The organism is Halorubrum ezzemoulense, assembly GCF_004126515.1.
GTDB classification, from domain to species: domain Archaea; phylum Halobacteriota; class Halobacteria; order Halobacteriales; family Haloferacaceae; genus Halorubrum; species Halorubrum ezzemoulense.
This window is the reverse complement of sequence record NZ_CP034940.1, coordinates 1,374,209-1,393,784: the sequence shown is the minus strand read 5'-3', so window position 1 is coordinate 1,393,784 and position 19,576 is coordinate 1,374,209. Positions and strand designations below refer to the sequence as shown.

Genomic DNA, 19,576 nt, shown 5'->3' with positions numbered 1-19,576 from the left:
CACACGAGACGCGATCGCATAATAACTGTTGTATATAATATCGGATGCTTTTGCCGCGAAACTGAGGACATCGCTTATTCGTTCGCTCGGGCAGGTTGGTAGCGTGATCGGTTCCTCGGAGGCGCACAGCGAGGCCGACGCGTCGAACGCCGAGTCGTTCTACGCGGCCGACCGCCGGATCGGGGGCGTGTTCGGTGCAATGTCGTTGACCGCGACGCAGGTCAGCGCGGGGACGCTCATCGGCACGATCGGGATCCACTACGCCGTGGGCGTGAGCTTCGGCCTGGTGTGGCTCGGCATCTGGGCCGGCTGGGTCGCGTCGCTGCTGTTCGTGGGGCCGCACCTGCGCGCCCGCGGCGGGATCACCGTCTCGGAGTTCCTCTCGGCGCGCTTCGACGGCGACAACGAGGTGGTCGGCGGGACGACCGCGGCCCTCGTCAGCGTCATCTACCTCGTGTACACGACCGCCCAGTACGTCGCCGGGGCGGTCATCCTCGACGCCGTCTTCGGAGTGCCGCGGGTCCTCGGCATCGCGGTGTTCGCCGCGGTCGCGCTCTCGTACACGCTCGTCGGTGGGATGCGGCTGAGCATCTATTCGGACGCGGTTCAGGTCACGGCCCTCCTCCTCGGCGTCGCGGCGGCGGCCGTCGTCGGAGTCGCCGAGACTGGGGGCGCGAGGGCGCTCATCGACGCGGCTGCGGCTATCGACCCGGCGTTGCTGTCGGGCACCTCGGCGCCAGCGCTCACGACCGGGCTGGCGCTGTCGTTCGGGTTCGGTATCGCGGTGGCCCCGTACGAACTCTCGCGGGTCTACGCCATGCGAGACCCGGAGACGGTCAAGCGGGCGATCCCGATCTCCATCGCGATCCAGGCCGTCATCGCCGTGTGTATCCTGACGCTGGGGCTGCTCGCGCGCGTCCGGTTCCCCGGGCTGGCCGACCCGGACGCGTCCGTCGTCCGGCTCGCGCTCGACCTGTTCGGTCCCGCGGTGGGGCTGCTGCTGCTCGGTGCGGTCGTCGCGGCGGTGCTCAGCACCGTCGACTCGGTGCTGCTGGTCACGTCGGCGGCCGTGGCCCACGACATCTACGAGCGGACGCTGCCGGCCCTGGGCCTCGTCCCGGAGCCGACGCCGGCGCGCGTGCGGCGAGTCAGCCGGATCGCGACCGTCGGCGCGGCGGTCGTCCCCGCCGCTCTCGCCGTCAACCCCGGTCCGTTAGGCGGGGTGGTCCAGCTCATCGTCGCGCTCTACACGTCCGTGCTCGGGTCGACCCTGTTCGTTCCCGTCCTCGGCGGGCTTCACTGGGACGCGGCCACGGGCGACGGGGCCTTCGCCGGCGTCGTGGTCGGGTTCGTCACCGCAACGGCGTGGCAGGTCCTCACCGAAGTGTGGACGGTCGACAGGCTCGGATCGCTGACCGCGGTCGACCCGGTCGTCCCCGGCGTCATCGCGAGCGCCGCCGCGTTCGTCGCGGTGTCGCTGGCCGACACCGACCGGCTCGGCTCGGCGTGATCGCATCGGGCACGCTCAGAGCTCGCCGAGCAGCGTCTCCGCCGCCTCGGCCGACGAGCCCGGGCCGCGGGCCGTGATCAGGTCGCCGTCGACGGTGACGCTGGTGTCGGCGTCGAGTTCGGCGTCCCACTCCGCGCCCGCCAGCCGGACCTCGTCTTCGACCCAGTACGGGAGCTTCCGGCCGTCCGGCATCACGTCGTGGTCGTCGACGATCCCGTCCTCCCAGTCGTTCGGGAAGCCAGTGACGGCGCGCCCCTCGACGAGCGGCGTCCCGTCGGCCTCGCGCGTGAACGCGAGGATGCCGACGGCGTGACAGACGACGAGGGCGACGCCGTCGTCGCCAGCGACCGCGTCGAGCAGCAACTGCCGGGCGTGCCGGTCTTGGTTCACGTCCCAGACGGTGCCGTGGCCGCCGGGGAAGACGACCGCCTCGTAGCCGTCGGCGTCGACGGTCGCGATCGGTTCCGGATCGTTCAGTTCGGGGTGCTCCTCGTCGACCTCGCGGAGCTCCGCGACTCGCTCCTCGCCGCCCGCGGCCTCGGGGTCGAGCGAGCGCTCGTCGACGACCGGGGGCGACCCCGACGGCGTCGCGACGGTCACGTCGACGCCCTCCGATTCGAGCGTCGTCAGCGGCTCGATACACTCCTCGGCCCAGTACCCCTCCTCGCTCACGACGAACAACGCGTCAGTCATGTGTAGTCCGCCATTGAGGACCTCGATATAAAAGACGCCCGCGCCCGGCAGCGCCAAAGGGCGGCGTCGGGTTTATAAGCAAACGTCACGGTCGCGGCCGGCGCGCGCCGTCGAGCGGCCGCCCTCGGCGGCCGCGAGAAGCGCGTGCGAGGGAGTCGCTGGCGCGACGAGGACGACCGAAGGGAGTCCGACAGACGCGCCCGACGGGGCTGGGGAGGCGTGAGGCGCGGTGCGGTGCCGGGCGGGGCTTTGGAGGTGTTAACCGCCGGTCCGTCGTCGACTACTAATAAACCTGCGAGTAGAAACTTCGAGGTGGTCCCCCCGGGTCGACAGTTACCGACCTATTCGTCGCCCTGCGCGTCGACGACGACGACCTCGCCGTCCTCGACGGTGACGTTGATCAGCGTCTTCACGTTGTAGTCGGTCTCGTCGAGCTCGTTCTCGCCCGCCTTCTTGATCACGGCGACGACGTCGACGACGTCCGCGCCGACCTCGTCGGTGAGCGCGTCGAGGATGGCCTTCATCGTGCCGCCGGTCGAGAGCACGTCATCGAGGACGAGGACGCGGTCGCCCTCCTCCACGTCGTTGATGTACATCTCCGACTCGGAGTAGCCGGTCTCCTGGAACAGCGGGACCTCGCCGTCGAGGCCGTACTGGCGCTTCCGGATGACGACGAGCGGGATGTCGGTCATCAGCGAGAGCGCGGTGGAGATGTGGATCCCCATCGCCGCGGGGGTGACGATCTTGTCGACGTTCTCCAGCTCCGCCTTCCGGATGATCCGGATGACGATCTCCCGGAGCAGCTCCGGTTCGAGCATGGGGACGCCGTCACTGATCGGGTGGACGAAGTACTGGTACTCGCCTTTCTCGATGATCGGCGCGTCGAGGAGCGACTGCCGCAACTGGTCCATGTCGCGGGTACTCGGCCGGATTAATAAAGCGTGGCGGTTGCGGGATCGCGGTGTGAGTCGATCGCACGACGACTCTCCGCGAGCGAGACGCGGTCGAGACCCAACGCCGGATCGGCTCGAAACCCCGGCTCCGAGGCCGTACGACAACATCATTTATAAGCAGCTGATCGACACGATCACCACCGAACCCCCGGCCGCGAGGCGGGCGCACGCTCGCTGCGGTCCTCGGTCAGTCGCTCGTGTCACTCGCTCCCGCCCTGCGGTCCTTCTGTCGCCTGCGCCCGCCTCGCGCCCGCCCTTCGAGTCCCGCCCCGCACAGCGACCGCACCTCACGCCTCCCCGGCCTCGTCGCCGGCGGCCACGCCGCCGGCTGCCAGAGGCGTCGCGCCTCGCTACCGCTCACGGCCTGTTGGCGGTTCGCGGCGTCCCTCGCACGCGCTTCTCGCGGCCGCCGAGGGCGGCCGCTCGACGGCGCGCGCCACCACACCTCGGCACAGCACCGACAGCGATCCGCTACCGCGTTATTCGAACTCCGGATCGCGCTTCTCCAGGAAAGCCGTCATCCCCTCGCGCTGATCGTGCGTCCCGAAGAGGCCGGCCCACGCACGGCGCTCCAAGGCGAGCCCGGTCGCCGCCGACCCCTCGCCGGCCGCGTTCAGCGCCTCCTTCGCCGCGCGCAGCGCGGTCGTCGGCTTCGCTGCCAGCTCGCCGGCCAGGTCGTCGATCCGGTCTTCGAAGTCGTCGTCCGCGACGACCTCGCCGACGAACCCGACCTCGGCCGCCTCGGTCGCGTCGATGCGCTCGCCGAGGAAGATCAGCCGGCGGGCGACCTCGTCGCCGACGAGCGCCGGGAGCCGCTGCGTGCCGCCCCAGCCGGGGATGATCCCCAGATCGATCTCGGTCTGCCCGAGGACGGCGCTCTCGGCGGCGACCCGCAGGTCACAGGCCAGGGCGAGCTCGCACCCGCCGCCGAAGGCGTGACCGTCGACGGCGGCGATCGTCGGCGCGGGGAACGTCTCGATCGCGTCCGCGACGCGGTGGCCAAGCTCGGCGTACGCCTGCGCCTCGGGCGTCGAGAGGTCGACCATGTGCGAGATGTCCGCGCCCGCGACGAACGCCTCGTCGCCCGCACCGGCGATCACGAGGACGCGAGCGTCGCGCTCGGCGGCCTCGTCGAGCGCGTCCTCGATCGCTTCGAGCGTCTCGGCGGTGAGCGCGTTGAGCTGCTCCGGTCGGTCGACGGTGATCGTCGCGACTCCGCGGTCGTCGACGTCGAAGGCGATGGTGTCCCAACTCATACCCGCCCCGTCTCGCGGCGACGTGAAAACGGTTCGGCAGGCGGATCCGACTCGGTCGGAGGCGGGGCTCCGCGGGCGGCGGCGACTCGACGGTCAGACCTCTTCGCGGCTGTCGATCCCGGTGTAGATGAACCACGCCGTCGTGTACACGCCGACGAACAGCAGGTAGCCGACGATCAGTCCCCCGAGCTGGCGGCTCGCGAGCCCGCCGGGGAGCGTCCGCGAGAGGATGCCGAGCGCGAGGGCGAAGACGACGAGCGAGAACAGCCCCGAAAGGGCGTACACGCCGAGGTCGGAGGTGAAGCGGTCGCGCACGCACCCACCAACGCGTTCCCCTTACATACCGCCGTCGGTCGCGCGCCGGTCGGCGCGTCGTCTCGAAGTCCGGGCGAGCGCCGCTCGTTGCGCGGATTGCAACCCCTATAAGCCCCCGGCCACACGTACCGGTATGAACGGGAACCGGTTCGGCCGACTCTTCCAGCTGACGACCTACGGCGAGAGCCACGGCGACGCGATGGGCGTCACCGTCTCCGGCGTGCCAGCGGGCGTCGAGCTCGACGAGGAGGCGATTCAGGCGCAGCTCGACCGGCGCAAGCCGGGCCAGTCGATGATCACCACCTCGCGGGGCGAGCCCGACGAGGTCGTCGTCAACTCCGGCGTCCAGGACGGCTACACCACGGGCACCCCGATCGGAATGGTGATCCAGAACAAGGACGCCCGCTCGGGGAAGTACGAGCCGTTCGTCACCGCGCCGCGCCCCTCGCACGGCGACTACACCTACTCCGCGAAGTTCGGCACACGCAACTGGGGCGGCGGCGGGCGCTCCTCGGCGCGCGAGACGGTGAACTGGGTCGCGGCCGGCGCGGTCGCCGAACAGGTGCTCGACGCCTCTGACCACGACGTCGAGATCAAAGCGCACGTCAATCGCATCGGCGACATCGAGGCCGCCCCGGTGAGCTTCGGGCAAATCCTCGAACACAGCGAGGAGAACGACGTGCGCTGCGCCGACCCCGAGGCGGCCGCGGAGATGCAGGAGCTGATCGAGGAGTACCAGGAGGAGGGCGACTCGATCGGCGGTTCGATCTACTTCGAGTGCCGGGGCGTCCCCCGGGGGCTCGGATCGCCGCGCTTCGACAGCTTCCCCGCCCGCCTCGGGCAGGCGATGTTCTCCATCCCGGCGACCACCGGCGTCGAGTACGGGCTGGGGAAGGACGCGACGCACGTGGCGGGCAGCGAGCGCAACGAGGACTGGACGTTCGACGACGGCGAGTCGTTCGACCACGTCGAGAGCGAGGAGGGCGACCCCGTCCCCGTGGGCAACGACCACGGCGGCCTCCAGGGCGGGATCACCACGGGCGAGCCGATCTACGGCGAGGCGACGTGGCACGCGCCGACCTCGATCCCGAAGAAGCAGCGCTCGGCCGACTGGGAGACCGGCGAGGAGAAGGAGGTCCAGGTCGTCGGCCGCCACGACCCCGTCCTCCCGCCGCGGGCCGTCCCCGTCGTCGAGGCGATGCTGTACTGTACGGTGCTCGACTTCATGCTGCTCGGCGGCCGGATCAACCCGGACCGCGTCGACGGCAACCCGGGACAGTACGACACCGATTACCACCCGAGTAGCCCGCGCAACGAGTAGCGACCGACGCCCGCACCCGGGCCTGTGCCGCGGTCGTGCGCTTCCAGCGTCCGGCGCCCGCTCACACCACGACGACGGCGTCGACGACGACGAGCAGGACGAAGCCGACGAGGAACGCGCCGGTCGCGGCGTCGGCGTGCCCGTGCCCGTGCGAGGATGGGATCAGCTCGCGGAAGACGACCGCGAGCATCGCGCCCGCGGCGAACCCCGACGACACCGGGAACAGTCCGGCCCCGACCGACACGAGCGAGAAGCCGAAGACCGCGGCGACGACCTGCGGGACCACTCCCGAGAGGGTCGTGTACCAGACCACCCGGAGGTTCGACATCCCGGTCTCCGCCATCGGCACCGCGAACGCGAACCCGTCGGGCACGTTCTGAAGGCCGATGACGACCGCGAGCAACAGCGCGACCTCCTCCAGCCCGGAGGCGAACGCGACGCCGATCGCCAGCCCCTCGGGGGCGTTGTGGAGGGTGATCGCCCCGCCGATGAGCAGCGCCTTCCGGAGCGAGGACTCGCGCTCGGCGAGCGTCCCGGCGTCCTCGTCGACCGATTCCGGCTCCGCGTCGCCTCCCTCGGCGGCGGAGCCCCGGGTGGCGGCACCCTCGGCGACAGAGTCCCCGGTCGGCGGCTCCATGACCGCGGCGTCGTCTGCGGTCGCGCCGCCCTCGACGAACCACGCCCGGTACTCCGCGTGGAGGTGCGGAATGAGGTAGTTTCCGCCAAGCAGCGTCGCCCCGCCGAGGAGCACCCCCGTCATCACCGCGCGGAGCGTCCCCTCCTCCATGCCGGGGATCACGAGGCCGAACACGCTGGCGGCGACCATCAGCCCGGCCGCCAGCCCGAGGGCACCGTCGTAGATCCGGTGTGTCACGCGGTGCCGGAAGAAGACGGGGAGGGCCCCGATCCCGGTCGCGACCCCGGCGACGGTCGTCACGCCGAGGACCGAGGCGAGCGTCGTCATACACTGCGAGACCGCGCACTGGGATATAAATGGGCGGGGACGGCGGGAGGCGGGGCGGGTTCCGGCGGCCGCTCAGCGAGTCGCTATCCCGGCGAGGTCGCGCCCGTAGGCCCCGAGGGCGACGAGGAGCGCCGCGACCGCGCCCGCGGGGATGACCGAGAGCCAGCCAGCGGTCGACCCGACGCCGAAGCGCACGCCCAGCCCCGCGGCGACCCACAGCGTCGCGGCCGCGGCGAACACGAGCAGGCCGCCGGTGACCCGCCGGTCCTCGCGACCGAGCGCGACTCCGCCCGTGGCGCTCCCGAGCGCGAGCAGGTGGAACCCGACGGCGAGCGGCCACGCGCGGATCGACGGAGGGAGCGTCGCGAACGGCCGCGGCTGGTCGAGGAAGTACGACCACACCGGGTACCCGCCGATCCCGCCGTCGGCGCCGAGCGTCACGAATCCCCAGAGGCTCACCAGCGTCGCGGTCCCGTCGCCGCCGGGCACGACCGCCATCGGGACCGCGAGCAACGCGGCGGCGAGGAGCCATTCGACGCGCCCGCTGGTCGACGGGCCGTCCGACTTCGACGCGGGTCGGGGCCTCGATTTCGCCTCCGGCCGTGCGGTCGATTCGGCCGGCGACTGCGACCCCGACCCTGCCCCCGACCCCGAAGCGCCGTCCGGTCTCTCCATGCGAGCGGTTCGACGCCCGGAAGTAAGTATGGTCGGGGCGTCGGGGCGGCGGTGCGTCGGGTCGGCGGTGCGTCGGCGCCGCCGCGCGAGCGGTCCCCGTCAAGCGTAACTCATCGCCGCCCGTAAGCAGGGTGTGAACACTGACGACGGCGGCCACCACGACGCGGCGGTCGACGCGCTGGCGGCGCGAGCGTACGAGCGGGCGGGCGACCGCTACACCCGCGGGGGGCGACGCGTGCTGGCCGACCCGCGGCCGGAGGTCGACCCCTTCGAGCCCGACGAGAAGGGGTGGATCGGACAGGGGCTCCAACAGCTGCTCGCCGCGGCGGTCGCGTACCGCGTCGCGGGCGCCGACGGTCGCGCGACCCAGCGCGCGGTCGAGGGGATCGCCGCGAGCCGCGACTTCGGACGCGTCCTCGACGAGCCGGGGCAGGGGGCCTGCCTGAGCGAGTTCGTCGCAGACTTCCGGGTCGCCGGCGGGCTGGGCGGCGCCGACGACGCGTACGACGACGCGGCAGCCCGCTACGAGGCGGCGGGCGACGGCGTCGACGCGCCGCAGGCGCTCGCGACGACGCCGCTCTTCGAGGCCGCGGCCGCGACGATCAAGCAGGTCGCGCGGGGGCAGGCGGACGGCGAGATCGCGATCAAGTGGGAGGACCTCCACGGCGCCGACCCCGACCGCCCGGGCGATTTCCTCGCGCACCGCGCCCGATTCAAGAAGCAGCGGTTCCGCGGCCTGATCGAGCGCGCGGTTGATGACGGCCACCTCGCCGCGCCCCGAGGGACGACCGAGTACAACAACGACGGGAACCGCTGTCCGAACTGCGGGTCGACCCACGTGAACTGGGCCGGCACCGGGATCCTCTGTCTGCGGTGTTCGACGCCGACCGAGAGCATTTAACGGTCGGAGTCGAACCGGCCGATCGACACCGATGTCGCCCTCCATTCCCTCGTTCGGGAGCGACGAGCGGTCGGACCTCCCGTCCGACCACCTCGCGGTCGACGCGACGGGAGCGTACGTCGCGGAGAACTCGGGCGGATTCAACGATCCCACCCGGGGGCGCATGGTCGCGCTCGGTTCCGGCGGGTCCATGCGGTGGGAGGCGCCGTTTCCCGACGAGATCGAACCGCGGGCCCTGTTCGCCATCGGCGGCCGACTGGTCGCCGTCGAGCGCGAGACCGCGTACGCGTTCCGCGCGGCCCCGGGCGAGCGCTGGTCGCCGCTGTGAGGACTGTGAGTTCGGGGCGTCGTCCGGCTACGCGGTGAGCGCGTCGAGCACATCCGAGACGGAGAACGTCGTGTTGGGTTGCCGTAGTCGGTCGATCGGAATCCACCGCGAGACGTGTTCGGTCCCTCGCTCCGGTTCAACGAGCGCGAACGAATCGCCGCAATACGGCCATTCCTCAGCGATTCGACCCTCGTAGACGCGCCACACCTCGTGGGCAGGCTCTCCACCGCGCTCGAAGACGCGCTCGAAGGTACCGACCGCCGTCGGGTCGAGCGGCTCCACGCCGAGCATCTCGTCGAACTCGCGGACGACCCCCTCGCGGCTGTGTTCGTCGAACGGCGCCGAGCGCGACGAAGCGAACGCCGTCGGTCATCACACGCGATACGCCGTCCGCCCGGAGGGTGACCGTGTCGGATACGCCCGCCGCGGGACGGCGGCGTCGGCGAGGTCGCTACGACAGCAGGCTCTCGCCGTCGAACTCGGCGTCGGCGTCGACGTCGAGCAGGTCGAGCACCGTCGGCGTCACGTCGAAGAGGTTCGCGTCGGCCAGGTCGAGGTCTGGATCGGTCGCGTACAGCAGCGAGTTCTCGAACTTGTGCATCCCGTTGCGCGGTCCCTCGGTGAACACCGCCTCCTTGCCGGAGAAGCCCGACTTGAGGTCGAACCCGTCCGCGGGGATGACGACCAGGTCGGGGGCGATGTCGTCGTGGGCGCCGTCGAAGGCGTCCTCGCCTTTCACGATCCGCTTACACACCTGTCGGCCGTCGGGGCCGGTGAGCGATTCGAGGTCGTCGATGAGCTCCTCGCGCGTCGCCTCGTACTCGTCCTCGGGCACGACGCCGTTCGGCTCGCGGCCCTCCACGTTGAGGTAGAAGCGCCCGGGAATGAGCGAGTACGCGCGCGCCTCGTCGTCGATGTCGGTCAGCGAATCGTGGTCGTCGTCCTCGTATGAGAGCCACCCCTCGTCGGCGAGGAACTGGTTACAGTTCACCTCCCACTCCAGCCGGGTGAAGCCGTGGTCGGAGGCGACGACCAGGGTGGTGTCGTCGTCGAGCGAGTCGCGGATCGCACCGATGTACTCGTCGAGCGTGCGGTAGAACTCGAGGAACTCCTCGGCGTACTCGCCGTCCGTCGCGTAGTCGCCGAAGAGGAAGTGGTTCACGCGGTCGGTGCTCATGAACACGCCGAAAAAGAGGTCCCAGTCGTCCTCGGCGAGGTAGTGGTCGAACGCCTCGTACCGGGCGTCGAGGGTCGCGTGCGCGTCTTCGATGAACTCCGTCTTGTCGTCGTCGTGGCCGAGCTTGGCGTTGACGTCGATCTTGTAGTCGAAGCCGTCGAGCGTCTCGCGGAGCGACTCGTCGCTCGTAGCCGACTCGAGGTCGGGCGAGAGGAAGCCGGAGGCCATCCGCTGGATCCGCGTCGAGGGCGGGAAGGTGACCGGGACGTTGAGGACGGTCGCGTCGCGCCCGGCGTCGGTGACGCGGTCCCACAGCCGGGTCGCCTGTACGTGGCGCCCGAGCGGGACGTACGTCTCGTAGGAGTCGACCTCGCGGTCTTGGAAGCCGTACACGCCCGTTTCGCCGGGGTTCACGCCGGTCGTGAGGCTCGGCCAGCAGGCGCTCGACTCCGGCGGCACGATGCTCTCCAACCGCCCGCCGGAGCCGGTCTCGGCGATGTCGGTCAGGTTCTCGAAGACTTCCGGGTGGTCCTCGACGAGGTCGAGCGGTACGCCGTCGATGCCGAGGAAGACGACGCGGTCGTCGTCCTCGCCGCGGAGCCGGTCGAACAGACCCATGACCGACGATTCCGGGGCGGTCGGCATATCCCTTGTGTTCCGCGAGGGCGCGGCGACGACGGCCCGGCAACGGACCGGCGGCCCCCGGTCGCGATTCAGAAGGCCTATTTCCTTTCGCGGCGACATCTCGGGCGTATGAGCGACGACTTCCCGGCGAGCGTCGACGTCGATTACGCCGACGGCGAGGGGGAGACCCCCGACGACTACCCGTCGATCCAGCACAAAATCGAGAAGGCGGTCGAGGTCACGCGCCGCGGGCTCGAACAGTACGACAACCCCGCCGTGATGTGGACGGGCGGGAAAGACTCCACGCTGACGCTGTACTTCATCAATCAGGTGGCCGAGGAGTACGGCTACGAGAAGCCGACGGCCGTGTTCATCGACCACTTCCAGCACTTCGACTCGATCACCGACTTCGTCGAGCACTGGGCGGACGAGTGGGAGATCGACCTCGTGTACGCCCGCAACGACGACGTGGGCGCGTACGTCGAGGAACACGGCCTCGAACCCGGCGACGACATCCCCGTCGACGCGCTCTCGGAGCACAACCAGCACCACATCCGGGAGATCCTCGAGTTCGAGGAGGACACGTTCCCGTTCCTGCTCGACACCTACGTCGGCAACCACCTGCTGAAGACGGTCGCGCTCAACGACGCCCTCGAGGAGTACGACATCGACGGCGTCATCTCCGGCGTCCGCTGGGACGAGCAGGAGGCCCGCGCCGACGAGACGTTCTTCTCGCCGCGCCACGACCCCGACCTGTTCCCGCCGCACGACCGCATCCAGCCTATCCTCCAGTTCGCCGAGGCCGACGTGTGGGACGCCTTCTGGAACTTCGTCGTCCCCGACACCGTCGAGGCGTTCCCCGACGAGGGGTACATCCCGCAGGCCGACGACGACCTGCCGGAGGGTGTCACGCAGGAGGACATCCCGATCTCGCCGAAGTACTTCGCCGGGTTCCGCTCGCTCGGCAGCGAGGTTTCGACCGAGAAGACGACCGAGGAGCCCGCCTGGCTCCAGAACCTCGAAGGCACGACCGAGCGCGCCGGCCGCGCCCAGGACAAGGAGGACCTGATGGAGCGCCTGCGCGACCTCGGCTACATGTAATCGACGGGCGGGAGCGGTCCGCCCGATACGCTTCTTTTACGACTCGCCGACCGCTGCGGTGAACCCCACGTCGCGGAGTCGCTCCGCGAGCGGGAGCCCGATCCCCGACGCCGGCGTCAACACGCCACCGTCGAACGGGGAGTCGACGTCGTCGCGCGCCAGACAGACGGCCGACTCGCCGAGCATCCGCGCCGTCGCGCCGTAGCCGGGGTCTCGGTCGGCCCCGAACTCGGCCTCGACGGTGAACGGCCCGTCAGCGCCCGTCCCGCGGCCCAACACCCGGATCAGGAAGCTCCCCGCTTCCGCCTCCTCCCGCGTCGGCCCCTCGCCGGGGTCGGGGAAGACGTAGCGCCGCAGCGCGTCGCGCACCGGCCCGACCGACATGGCCGCGGAGAACAGCCCGAGTCCGCCGGCGGCGGCGGTCGCGGTCGCCGCGCCGACCGGTCCCGACCCGGTCGGCACGACCTCTCCGCACTTGAACTCGCGGCCCCACGGGTAGCCGAGCAGGGCGTTGCTCCGCCGGACCACGCGCTCGTTCACCGGCGCCATCGGCGACGGGGCGGTCCACTCGCCCCGGAGCGGATCGCGCCGCGGCCAGCGCTGCTCGCCGGGGTCGACGCCGCTCCGCTCGCCGCGGGGGGCCAGCGAGTACGGGTTCCGGAGCGCCTCGCGGGCGAGCGGGTCGGTCGCGGCCGCCTCGAACAGCTCGCCGAAGCTCGCGAGCGTGCCGCCGCTGACGCTCCCGCTCCCGCCGTCGAGGTAGATCCGGACTGACTCGCAGGGCGCGCCGTGGGCCTCCGCCGCGAACGACTGGACGAGCAGCGTCCCGATGTCCGCCGGCACGGAGTCGAACCCGCAGCTGTGGACGATCCGCGCCTCGTTCTCGACGGCGGCCTCGTGGAACCGGTCGACCGTCTCGCGCACCCAGTTCACCTCGCCCGTGAGGTCGCAGTAGTCCGTCCCGGCCTCGACGCAGGCCTCGACCAGCGGCGTTCCGTACGCCGTGTACGGGCCGACCGTCGTACAGACGACCTCGGTGTCGCGGGCGATGGCGCGCAGGCTCTCCGGGTCGGTCGCGTCGCCGACGACGACGGGCACGTCGTCCCACGCGTCGCTCCGCCGCGTGAGGTCGTCGACGAGCGCGTCGAGCCGCTCTCGACTCCGCCCGCCGACGGCGAGCGAGAGGGCTTCGGGGTCGTATCGCTCGGTCAGGTACTCGGCCGCGAAGCGCCCGGCGACGCCGGTCGCGCCCCACACCACCACGTCGTGTTTCCGATCCGCGTTCGACATCCGTGAGCGCGTACGGGCCGGCCGCCTAAACCAACGGGGGTACGCGTCGCCGGAACCGGGACGCCGCCGAACCCGACGCGGCAGGACGCTGTGACGCGCTACCTCTTTACACTGGCAGCCGCAACGGATCGCATGGCCGTTGGCACTCGGTTATCACTACAGCTCGCCGACTTCGGCACCCGATCGCTCGTCACCCACGCGCTCATGGCGGTGGGGTTCGTCGGCGCAGTCGTCACGGGGTTGTTCGTCGACGGACAGCTCGGCGTCGTCTCGATGGCGGCGTTCATCAACTTCACCGCCGGCTTGTGGATCTGCCAGTCGATCCACTCGCTCGGCAACGCCGCCACCGAGGACGAGTATCAGGGCGTGCTCAAGGAGATATTAAATCGTGTCTAGCGAGCCCGGCATCGACACGGGCCGTTTCGGGCGAACGCTCGTGCTCATCGGCTTCGTCACGACCGTCTTCCTGTTTCTCATCGCCGAGCGCCTCTCCGGCGACACGTTCCGGATCGGCGCTATCGCGATCGGGACGGTGGCGCTGATCACCGCGATCACCGGATTCCTGATCGCCGCTGGCAGCGCGGTCGAGGGGCACTAGCCCGGCCGCGACCCGCGACGCGCCCGTCTCGACAGGAGCAGCCCCCGCGCGCTCGCGTCGCCGCACGCGTCGGCCCGCATCGCCGTGCGCGTCGGTCCGCGCCGGAAATTGTCGGATCACCCGCGTTCTGCCCGAAATATTATTGTGTAGTAATGATTAAGATAACATTCGAAAGTCAAGGAACTGTTCACACCACTTCTTTGCGAAGCTGACGCGTTTCGTTATTTTCTCAAAAGTTTCCTGAACGAGGTCTTTGAATTCCGCTTCGCTCTCAACGACGATTGGTGCCATCGTCCATTTGAGATACTTCCAGACTTGCTCGATTGGGTTGAGGTGCGGTGAGCCTGATGGAATGAAAATCAGGTCAATCCCGAGTTGATGCGCACGCTTGCGCGTGTGTTTACATCTATGTGAACCGTGCTTATCCAAGACGAGCAGAATCCGCTTGCCCGGATTCTGCTCGCGGATCTTCTCTAATACCCCGCAAATCTGCTCTTTCTCTTCGTTCTCAGTGAACGTTACCAGACTCTCACCGTTGAGCGCGTAGAATCCGACCGCAGAATCGTGTGTCTTGACTAACTCCCGTTCGATGTGAGGGTCGTCAACGTACCAAACACGCCGCGAGTTATCGTACGGCTGTGGCTTCGATGCATCAAAAAACCCGAGGACGGTACCCCCATCAGTACAAATATCATCCTCAACAATCCACCCTTCTTCGTCTTCTCCCTCACGTTTGTTGTGTGGCTGGTCGTCCTCGTCGAGCGCGTCATCGACGCGCTCTTCGAGGATTTCATCAGGATTCTCTGGCCGATGTGGACGCTTTGGTCGTGGTTTCGCGTACGAGAGACCGAGTTTCCGAAGGAAAGTACCGAGGTAATTTGGGCTGTAGGAAACGCCAAATTCCTCCTGAAGAAGATGCTGAATCTCCTGTGATTTCCACGGTTGGCCGTCACGAAGCATCTCCACCAGCTCGTCTTGCTCATCCTCGTCGAGTTTCGGGGGCCGGCCGCCCCCGAAACTCGGCATCAGTCCTTCTAGGCCATCCTCGTTCCAAGCATCCGCCCAGCGACCACCGGTGGCGGCCGACCGACCTTCGCGGTCGGCGGCCTCCGGAATTGAGTCACCCCGGTAGAGATTCTTCAAAAATCCAAGACGGCGGAGGTGGTGATCGTCTTCGGCCTCACGTAGCAGTTCATCGATTTCTTCCTCAGTCAAGTGATGCTCAATCTCTTTTCGACGTGAGCGCTCCATTACTCTTCTATCAAGCTTAACTAACAAAAGTTTTCATACTCATTAAAACACAATAATATACACGATGATACGGCGGTTCCTCACAGGGATCAAGTCGAACCTGATCTACGTCGTGGTCGGGTCGCTGGCGGCGGGGCTGATCGTCGGGCAGTTCACCGGGGCGTCGTTCAAGCGACTCCTCCAGTCCGCGGTGGTCCCCGTGCTGTTCCTGATGATCTACCCGATGATGATCAACATCGACCTCAGGGAGGTGGTGAACGTCCGCAGCCACGCGCGGGTCGTCGCGCTCAGTCTCCTCGTCAACTTCGGGGTCGCCCCGCTACTCGCGGTCGGGCTCGCGCGGCTGTTCTTCGACGGGAGCGTCGGCTACGCGTTCGGGCTCTACTTCATCGCGCTCATCCCGACCTCCGGAATGACCGCCGCTTGGACCGGGCTCGCCAACGGCGACTTGGAGTCCGCGCTCGTGGCGATGGCGGTGAACCTGCTGGTCGCCGTCGCGGTCCTGCCGACGTACCTCGCCGCGCTGATCCCGGCGAGCGTCGGCTTCGACGCCGCCGCGCTGTACGGGCAGCTCGCCCGAGTGGTCGTCCTCCCGATGATCGCCGGCACGCTCACGCGGCGGGTGCTGCTCGGTCGGCTGGGCGCGGACGGGTTCAGGCGACTGAAGCCGACGCTCGGCGGGCTCAGCTCCTTCGGCGTCATGCTGATCGTGTTCATCGCCATGGCGATGCGATCCGAGAGCATTCTCGCCGACCCCGTCGCATCGGGGGCCACGATCGTCCCCATCGTGGCGTTCTACGCGCTCCTGCTCGCCGTCGGGTCGGGGCTCGGACGCGCGGTCCGGGACGCCGCCAGCGGCGTCGCGCTCGTGTACGCCACGAGCATGCGCAACCTCTCGATCGCGGTGGCGGTCGTCGTCGCCGCGCCGGCGGTCCCCGAGACCGCCGTGCTGCCGATCACGTTGGCCTACGTCGTCCAACCGCCGCTGGGCGCGGTGTATATGCACTACCGCCGCGACGTCGCCGACGGCGACGCGTCGCTCTCCGACGCGGTCGCCTCGATCATCTGAGCCGTCGAGCGGCCGGTCGTCGCCGGAGGCCGCGGCCCTCCCTACCGGGCCGTCGTCGCGCTACTGATACGGTTCGCAGACCCTCTCGACGCCCTCCTCGAAGCCGATCTCGGGCTCCCAGCCGGTGGCCTCGTGGAACGTCGAGTAGTCGGCCATCGTGTCGTGGACGTAGCCGTCGAACGGGCACTCGATGTACTCGGGGTCGACGTCCGTCCCGAGCGCGTCGTTGATCATCGCGACCATCTCGTTGAACGTGTACGCCTCCTGGGTGCCGACGTTGTACACGCCCGTCAGCTCGTGGTCGGCGGCGAGCTCGCAGGCGCGGGCCACGTCTGAGACGTGCGTGAAGTCGCGGGTCTGGCTCCCGTCGCCGAACAGCTCGGGTGCCTCGCCGGAGGCGATCGCGTCCGCGAACTGCGCGACCGTGTTCGCGTACTCGCCCTTGTGCTCCTCGTTGCCGCCGAAGCCCTGGTACACCGAGAAGAAGCGCAGGCCGGCCACGTTCATGTCGTGGTGGTTGGCGAAGTACTCGGCGTAGCGTTCGCGGGCGAGCTTCGAGGCCTCGTAGGCGGTGTGCGCCTCCACGTCCATGTCGACGGGCGAGGGCTCGGTGCGGCTCCCGTAGATCGAGGAGGTGGAGGCGTACACGACCGTCTCACAGCCCGCTTCGCGGGCACGCTCGACAGCGTTGACGAACCCCTCGACGTTGACGCGGCAGCCGCGCTGGGGGTCGTTCTCGTGCATGTTCCGCGAGGAGAGCGCGGCGAGGTGGAAGACGACGTCGACGTCGACGGGGTAGTCGTCGTCGACCACGGAGGCCTCGACGAACTCGACGGCGTCGTCGAGGTTCTCGGCGGCGCCGAGGTAGAGGTCGTCGACGGCGATCACGTCGTTATCGACCGCGAGGCGGTTCGCGAGGTTCGAGCCGATGAACCCGGCGCCGCCCGTGACGAGGACGCGTTTGCCTTGCATGATCGAGTGTCCTCGGAGGCGACAATTCAGCGCTTCGGTTTCGCGCGGGAGCGCAGGTCGCCGCTGTCGACAACGGCGACGCCGACGGCTCACGCCCGGATCGTGATGTCGCCGTCGCGGGTCCGGGCTGTCACCGCGGCGTCGCCGCCGTTGACGGCCGCTCGGAGCCGAGACTCCGTCCGCTCGCGGACGCTGACCGCGCCGCCGCCGTCCGTGACGACGAACTCCCCGTCGTCGGTTCTCGCGGTCAGGGTCGCGCTCAGATCGTCGCCGAGCCGGAGCAGGAGGTCGCCGTCGGTCGACGCGACGACCGCGTCAGACGCCGCGGCGGGCACGTCCGCGACGACGTCGCCGTCCCGCGTCCGCAGGGCGTCGACGCGGGCGGGATCCCGCGCGCGTATCTCGCCGTCCACGGTCGTCGCCGAGAGCGTTCCGTCGGTCCCGTCGACGAGAACGTCGCCGTCGCGGGACTCGGCGCGCACGTCGCCGCGGGCGTCGGTGACCGACACGTCGCCGTCCGTCGTCGCCAGCGTCGCGCCGTCGGGGACCGACTCCGCCCGCACGTCGCCGTCGGCGGTGCGGACCTCGTCGACTGCGACGCTCGGCGGCGCGCGGATCTCGAGGTCGACGCGGCCGCCGCCGAACCCGACGACCCGCGGCTCGTCCGTCGTCACTTCGAGGCGGTCGCCGACGGTCCGCACGGTCGCGCCGAGTTCGTCGAACGAGACGCGGCCGAGGGCGCGCTTCCGGGCGACGACCGCGATGTCGTCGCGGGACTCCGCGCGGAAGTCGATATCGCCGGTGGCCTCCGTCACGGCGAGCGTCGAGACCGTCGAGGGGTCGACGCTGCGCCGCTCCGTCTCCGTCCGGCGGTCGACGTCGACGACGCCGCTACAGCCGGCGAGGGTCGTTCCCAGTCCAACACCGACCGCGCCGAGCAGTCGCCGCCGCGTCGACGACCCGTCGGCTGCCGAACGGTCACGCATCGGCCGCCTCCGCGGACCGCGCCGCGCCGCCGAGCAGCGCGTCGGTGAGGAAGCCGCCGAACCGGGCGACGCCGTTGGTCACGTGGAGCGACACGAGGACGAGAAGGACGCCGAGGCCGCCCCCGGCGACCGCCTCGCCCAGCGTGTCGACCACGTACGGGCCGAACGTGTAGGTGACGCCGGGCGCGTCGTAGAGCGCCGGCGCGGCGAGCAGCGTCGCAGACACCGCGAACGCGGTGACGAGCGCGGTGAACGCGACGACGCCGTAAACGAACTTGAGCCCGACGAGCAGCAGCCCGGTCCACGCCGCCGGCGCGGTGAGGACCCGCTTCGTCGTGCCGATCGCCTCCTCGACCGACCCGAAGGCGAGTTCGATCCCTCCGTCGTCGCCGTCGACCTCGACGTCGAGGAGGTGGTCGGCGAGCCGGCGCTCGAACGAGCTGATACCGAGCGTCACGACCAGCGTCGCGAGGACGATCGGGACGCCGGCGAACGTGACGAGGAGCCCGAGTCCCGTCGAGAGGCCCGTCGTGACGACGGTGAAGTAGGCGATGCCCAGCGGGAACGCTAACAGGAGGTACGCTAGGTTGCGATACGTCTGCGCGTCGAACGGCACACCGACGAAGCGCGCGAGCGCCGCGACCGGTGAGCGTGGGGACCAGCGGTGATCGCTCATGCTGTACCTACCGCTTGCGACCGAGCTCACATATAAAGAATCGAACGCTGCTCAGCGGGCAACGCCACCAAAAATATAAGTACGATGTTTTTCGCAGCGGGCGAACGCCGGGTCAGTCGTCGCTCACCGGCGAGGTGCCAGCGCCGAGCGCGAACTCTGCCCACCGCGCGCAGAGCCAGCCGGCGGCGCTCACGACGTTCAGCCCGACGAGGGCCGCCAGCACGCCGAACAGAGACATGAGGAGCGCGCCCGGCAACGTCGACACCTCCCACGACGTGAGTCGGACGATGAACGAGACGCCGACCTCGAACTGCTCCCACGGGACGACGACCGACAGCTCCCGACGGATCGGCTCCGGGAGGATGAGCCCGACGGACGCGCCGGGCGCGTCGTAGTACAGCGGCGCCGCCAGCAGCGACGCGCCGACGCTGAGCACGACCGTGAGGAGCGTGAAGCCGGCGACGCCGATGATCAGCTTCGACAGGACGAACAGGAGGGCGCCCCACACGGCGAGGTCGGTCGCCGCGGCGAGGGCCCGGTCGGCGATGCCCGACGCCTCCGTCACCTTCCACGACGGGTCGGCGATGTCGGCGCCGAGGAGCCGACGAGCGAGCACGCGTTCGCCGATCGACACCAGCACCACGCCGCCCAGCGTCGCCGCGAGGATCGGTACGCCGACGAGGAGTACGGAGAGGCTGACACCGAGCGACAGCCCGACCACGGTACAGACGAAGTACGCGATCCCGAGGGGAAACGACAGCGCCAGGTACGCCGCAGCGGCGTAGGTCCGAATCCGGAACGGCGCTGAGAGCACCGCTTCGGCGACCCGTCTGTTCGCGGGGGGATCCGAGAGCGCGTCCGAGAGGGCCATCGGCTGAGTGAAGCGTCGGCCAGCAGCCGTAAGAAATCTCGGTCT

The 19,576-nt window shown here is 69.5% G+C and carries 23 protein-coding genes; 9 read left to right on the top strand and 14 right to left on the bottom strand.

The window, feature by feature from the left end:
• The first annotated feature begins 103 nt into the window (after positions 1-103).
• Complete coding sequence (locus EO776_RS06970) at positions 104-1,510, top strand: sodium:solute symporter family protein (protein ID WP_089307707.1); 1,407 nt, start codon at positions 104-106, stop codon at positions 1,508-1,510.
• 15 nt (positions 1,511-1,525) lie between these two features.
• On the opposite strand, the gene EO776_RS06965 is transcribed toward EO776_RS06970, so the two are convergent.
• From EO776_RS06965 to EO776_RS06950, 4 genes are all read right to left on the bottom strand, one after another.
• Positions 1,526-2,203 (bottom strand): type 1 glutamine amidotransferase domain-containing protein, encoded by a 678-nt coding sequence (locus tag EO776_RS06965; RefSeq protein WP_049929685.1) that lies wholly within the window; start codon positions 2,201-2,203, stop codon positions 1,526-1,528.
• Positions 2,204-2,544: 341 nt separating this feature from the next.
• The gene (gene hpt, locus EO776_RS06960) at positions 2,545-3,114 is read right to left on the bottom strand and encodes a hypoxanthine/guanine phosphoribosyltransferase (RefSeq protein WP_008446308.1); all 570 of its coding nucleotides are present in this window, start codon (positions 3,112-3,114) and stop codon (positions 2,545-2,547) included.
• A 521-nt stretch (positions 3,115-3,635) separates the two neighbouring features.
• Positions 3,636-4,412 (bottom strand): enoyl-CoA hydratase/isomerase family protein, encoded by a 777-nt coding sequence (locus tag EO776_RS06955; protein WP_094519871.1) that lies wholly within the window; start codon positions 4,410-4,412, stop codon positions 3,636-3,638.
• 93 nt (positions 4,413-4,505) lie between these two features.
• Positions 4,506-4,727: a hypothetical protein gene (locus EO776_RS06950; RefSeq protein ID WP_049929687.1), complete on the bottom strand. Its 222-nt coding sequence runs from the start codon at positions 4,725-4,727 to the stop codon at positions 4,506-4,508.
• A gap of 133 nt (positions 4,728-4,860) precedes the next feature.
• Here EO776_RS06950 and aroC point away from each other — a divergent pair, with 133 nt between their 5' ends.
• Positions 4,861-6,048 carry a chorismate synthase gene (aroC, locus tag EO776_RS06945; RefSeq protein ID WP_049929688.1) on the top strand — a complete coding sequence of 396 codons (1,188 nt, stop codon included), beginning with the start codon at positions 4,861-4,863 and terminating at the stop codon, positions 6,046-6,048.
• Between the two features lie 61 nt (positions 6,049-6,109).
• On the opposite strand, the gene EO776_RS06940 is transcribed toward aroC, so the two are convergent.
• Together EO776_RS06940 and EO776_RS06935 are read right to left on the bottom strand one after the other, a co-directional pair.
• Positions 6,110-7,012: a ZIP family metal transporter gene (locus EO776_RS06940; RefSeq protein ID WP_129452379.1), complete on the bottom strand. Its 903-nt coding sequence runs from the start codon at positions 7,010-7,012 to the stop codon at positions 6,110-6,112.
• Between the two features lie 72 nt (positions 7,013-7,084).
• Positions 7,085-7,687, bottom strand: a complete 603-nt coding sequence (locus tag EO776_RS06935) for a TIGR04206 family protein (protein WP_129452378.1) — start codon at positions 7,685-7,687, stop codon at positions 7,085-7,087.
• A 133-nt stretch (positions 7,688-7,820) separates the two neighbouring features.
• Between EO776_RS06935 and EO776_RS06930 the strand changes: the two genes are divergently transcribed.
• Entirely contained in the window at positions 7,821-8,588 is a 768-nt protein-coding gene (locus EO776_RS06930) for a hypothetical protein (RefSeq protein ID WP_049929691.1), read from the top strand.
• Between the two features lie 31 nt (positions 8,589-8,619).
• Complete coding sequence (locus tag EO776_RS06925) at positions 8,620-8,916, top strand: hypothetical protein (protein WP_094520076.1); 297 nt, start codon at positions 8,620-8,622, stop codon at positions 8,914-8,916.
• Between the two features lie 27 nt (positions 8,917-8,943).
• Here the strand turns inward: EO776_RS06925 and EO776_RS06920 are convergent, their stop codons facing one another.
• Together EO776_RS06920 and EO776_RS06915 are read right to left on the bottom strand one after the other, a co-directional pair.
• Positions 8,944-9,207 (bottom strand): NUDIX hydrolase, encoded by a 264-nt coding sequence (locus EO776_RS06920; protein ID WP_089307713.1) that lies wholly within the window; start codon positions 9,205-9,207, stop codon positions 8,944-8,946.
• Positions 9,208-9,367: 160 nt separating this feature from the next.
• A complete protein-coding gene (locus EO776_RS06915) occupies positions 9,368-10,711 on the bottom strand; it encodes an alkaline phosphatase family protein (protein ID WP_049929693.1) in 1,344 nt (447 codons plus the stop codon).
• Here EO776_RS06915 and EO776_RS18930 point away from each other — a divergent pair.
• Together EO776_RS18930 and EO776_RS06910 are read left to right on the top strand one after the other, a co-directional pair.
• Entirely contained in the window at positions 10,710-10,850 is a 141-nt protein-coding gene (locus EO776_RS18930; protein ID WP_158093604.1) for a hypothetical protein, read from the top strand. The two genes, EO776_RS06915 and EO776_RS18930, sit on opposite strands and share 2 nt — an antisense overlap.
• The gene (locus tag EO776_RS06910) at positions 10,847-11,818 is read left to right on the top strand and encodes a phosphoadenosine phosphosulfate reductase family protein (RefSeq protein ID WP_049930091.1); all 972 of its coding nucleotides are present in this window, start codon (positions 10,847-10,849) and stop codon (positions 11,816-11,818) included. The genes EO776_RS18930 and EO776_RS06910 overlap by 4 nt, the downstream gene beginning before the upstream one ends.
• Before the next feature lie 36 nt (positions 11,819-11,854).
• Here EO776_RS06910 and EO776_RS06905 read toward each other — a convergent pair whose 3' ends face one another.
• On the bottom strand, positions 11,855-13,108 hold the full coding sequence (locus tag EO776_RS06905) for a saccharopine dehydrogenase family protein (protein WP_094520075.1): 1,254 nt from the start codon (positions 13,106-13,108) through the stop codon (positions 11,855-11,857).
• Between the two features lie 132 nt (positions 13,109-13,240).
• On the opposite strand from EO776_RS06905, the gene EO776_RS06900 reads away from it, so the two are divergent.
• Positions 13,241-13,504, top strand: coding sequence for a hypothetical protein (locus tag EO776_RS06900; RefSeq protein ID WP_049929695.1), 264 nt, complete (start codon positions 13,241-13,243; stop codon positions 13,502-13,504).
• Positions 13,497-13,706, top strand: a complete 210-nt coding sequence (locus EO776_RS06895) for a hypothetical protein (protein WP_049911035.1) — start codon at positions 13,497-13,499, stop codon at positions 13,704-13,706. The genes EO776_RS06900 and EO776_RS06895 overlap by 8 nt, the downstream gene beginning before the upstream one ends.
• A gap of 156 nt (positions 13,707-13,862) precedes the next feature.
• On the opposite strand, the gene EO776_RS06890 is transcribed toward EO776_RS06895, so the two are convergent.
• Positions 13,863-14,957: an IS630 family transposase gene (locus tag EO776_RS06890; RefSeq protein WP_129452377.1), complete on the bottom strand. Its 1,095-nt coding sequence runs from the start codon at positions 14,955-14,957 to the stop codon at positions 13,863-13,865.
• 64 nt (positions 14,958-15,021) lie between these two features.
• Between EO776_RS06890 and EO776_RS06885 the strand changes: the two genes are divergently transcribed.
• Complete coding sequence (locus EO776_RS06885; RefSeq protein WP_094520074.1) at positions 15,022-16,026, top strand: arsenic resistance protein; 1,005 nt, start codon at positions 15,022-15,024, stop codon at positions 16,024-16,026.
• A 60-nt stretch (positions 16,027-16,086) separates the two neighbouring features.
• Here EO776_RS06885 and EO776_RS06880 read toward each other — a convergent pair whose 3' ends face one another.
• From EO776_RS06880 to EO776_RS06865, 4 genes are all read right to left on the bottom strand, one after another.
• Positions 16,087-16,998 (bottom strand): NAD-dependent epimerase/dehydratase family protein, encoded by a 912-nt coding sequence (locus EO776_RS06880; RefSeq protein ID WP_086220510.1) that lies wholly within the window; start codon positions 16,996-16,998, stop codon positions 16,087-16,089.
• 89 nt (positions 16,999-17,087) lie between these two features.
• On the bottom strand, positions 17,088-17,984 hold the full coding sequence (locus EO776_RS06875) for a DUF4097 family beta strand repeat-containing protein (RefSeq protein ID WP_089307716.1): 897 nt from the start codon (positions 17,982-17,984) through the stop codon (positions 17,088-17,090).
• Positions 17,977-18,660, bottom strand: coding sequence for a sensor domain-containing protein (locus EO776_RS06870; protein ID WP_233125175.1), 684 nt, complete (start codon positions 18,658-18,660; stop codon positions 17,977-17,979). The genes EO776_RS06875 and EO776_RS06870 overlap by 8 nt, the downstream gene beginning before the upstream one ends.
• Before the next feature lie 112 nt (positions 18,661-18,772).
• Positions 18,773-19,531 carry a sensor domain-containing protein gene (locus EO776_RS06865; RefSeq protein ID WP_049929699.1) on the bottom strand — a complete coding sequence of 253 codons (759 nt, stop codon included), beginning with the start codon at positions 19,529-19,531 and terminating at the stop codon, positions 18,773-18,775.
• Between the last annotated feature and the right edge of the window lie 45 nt (positions 19,532-19,576).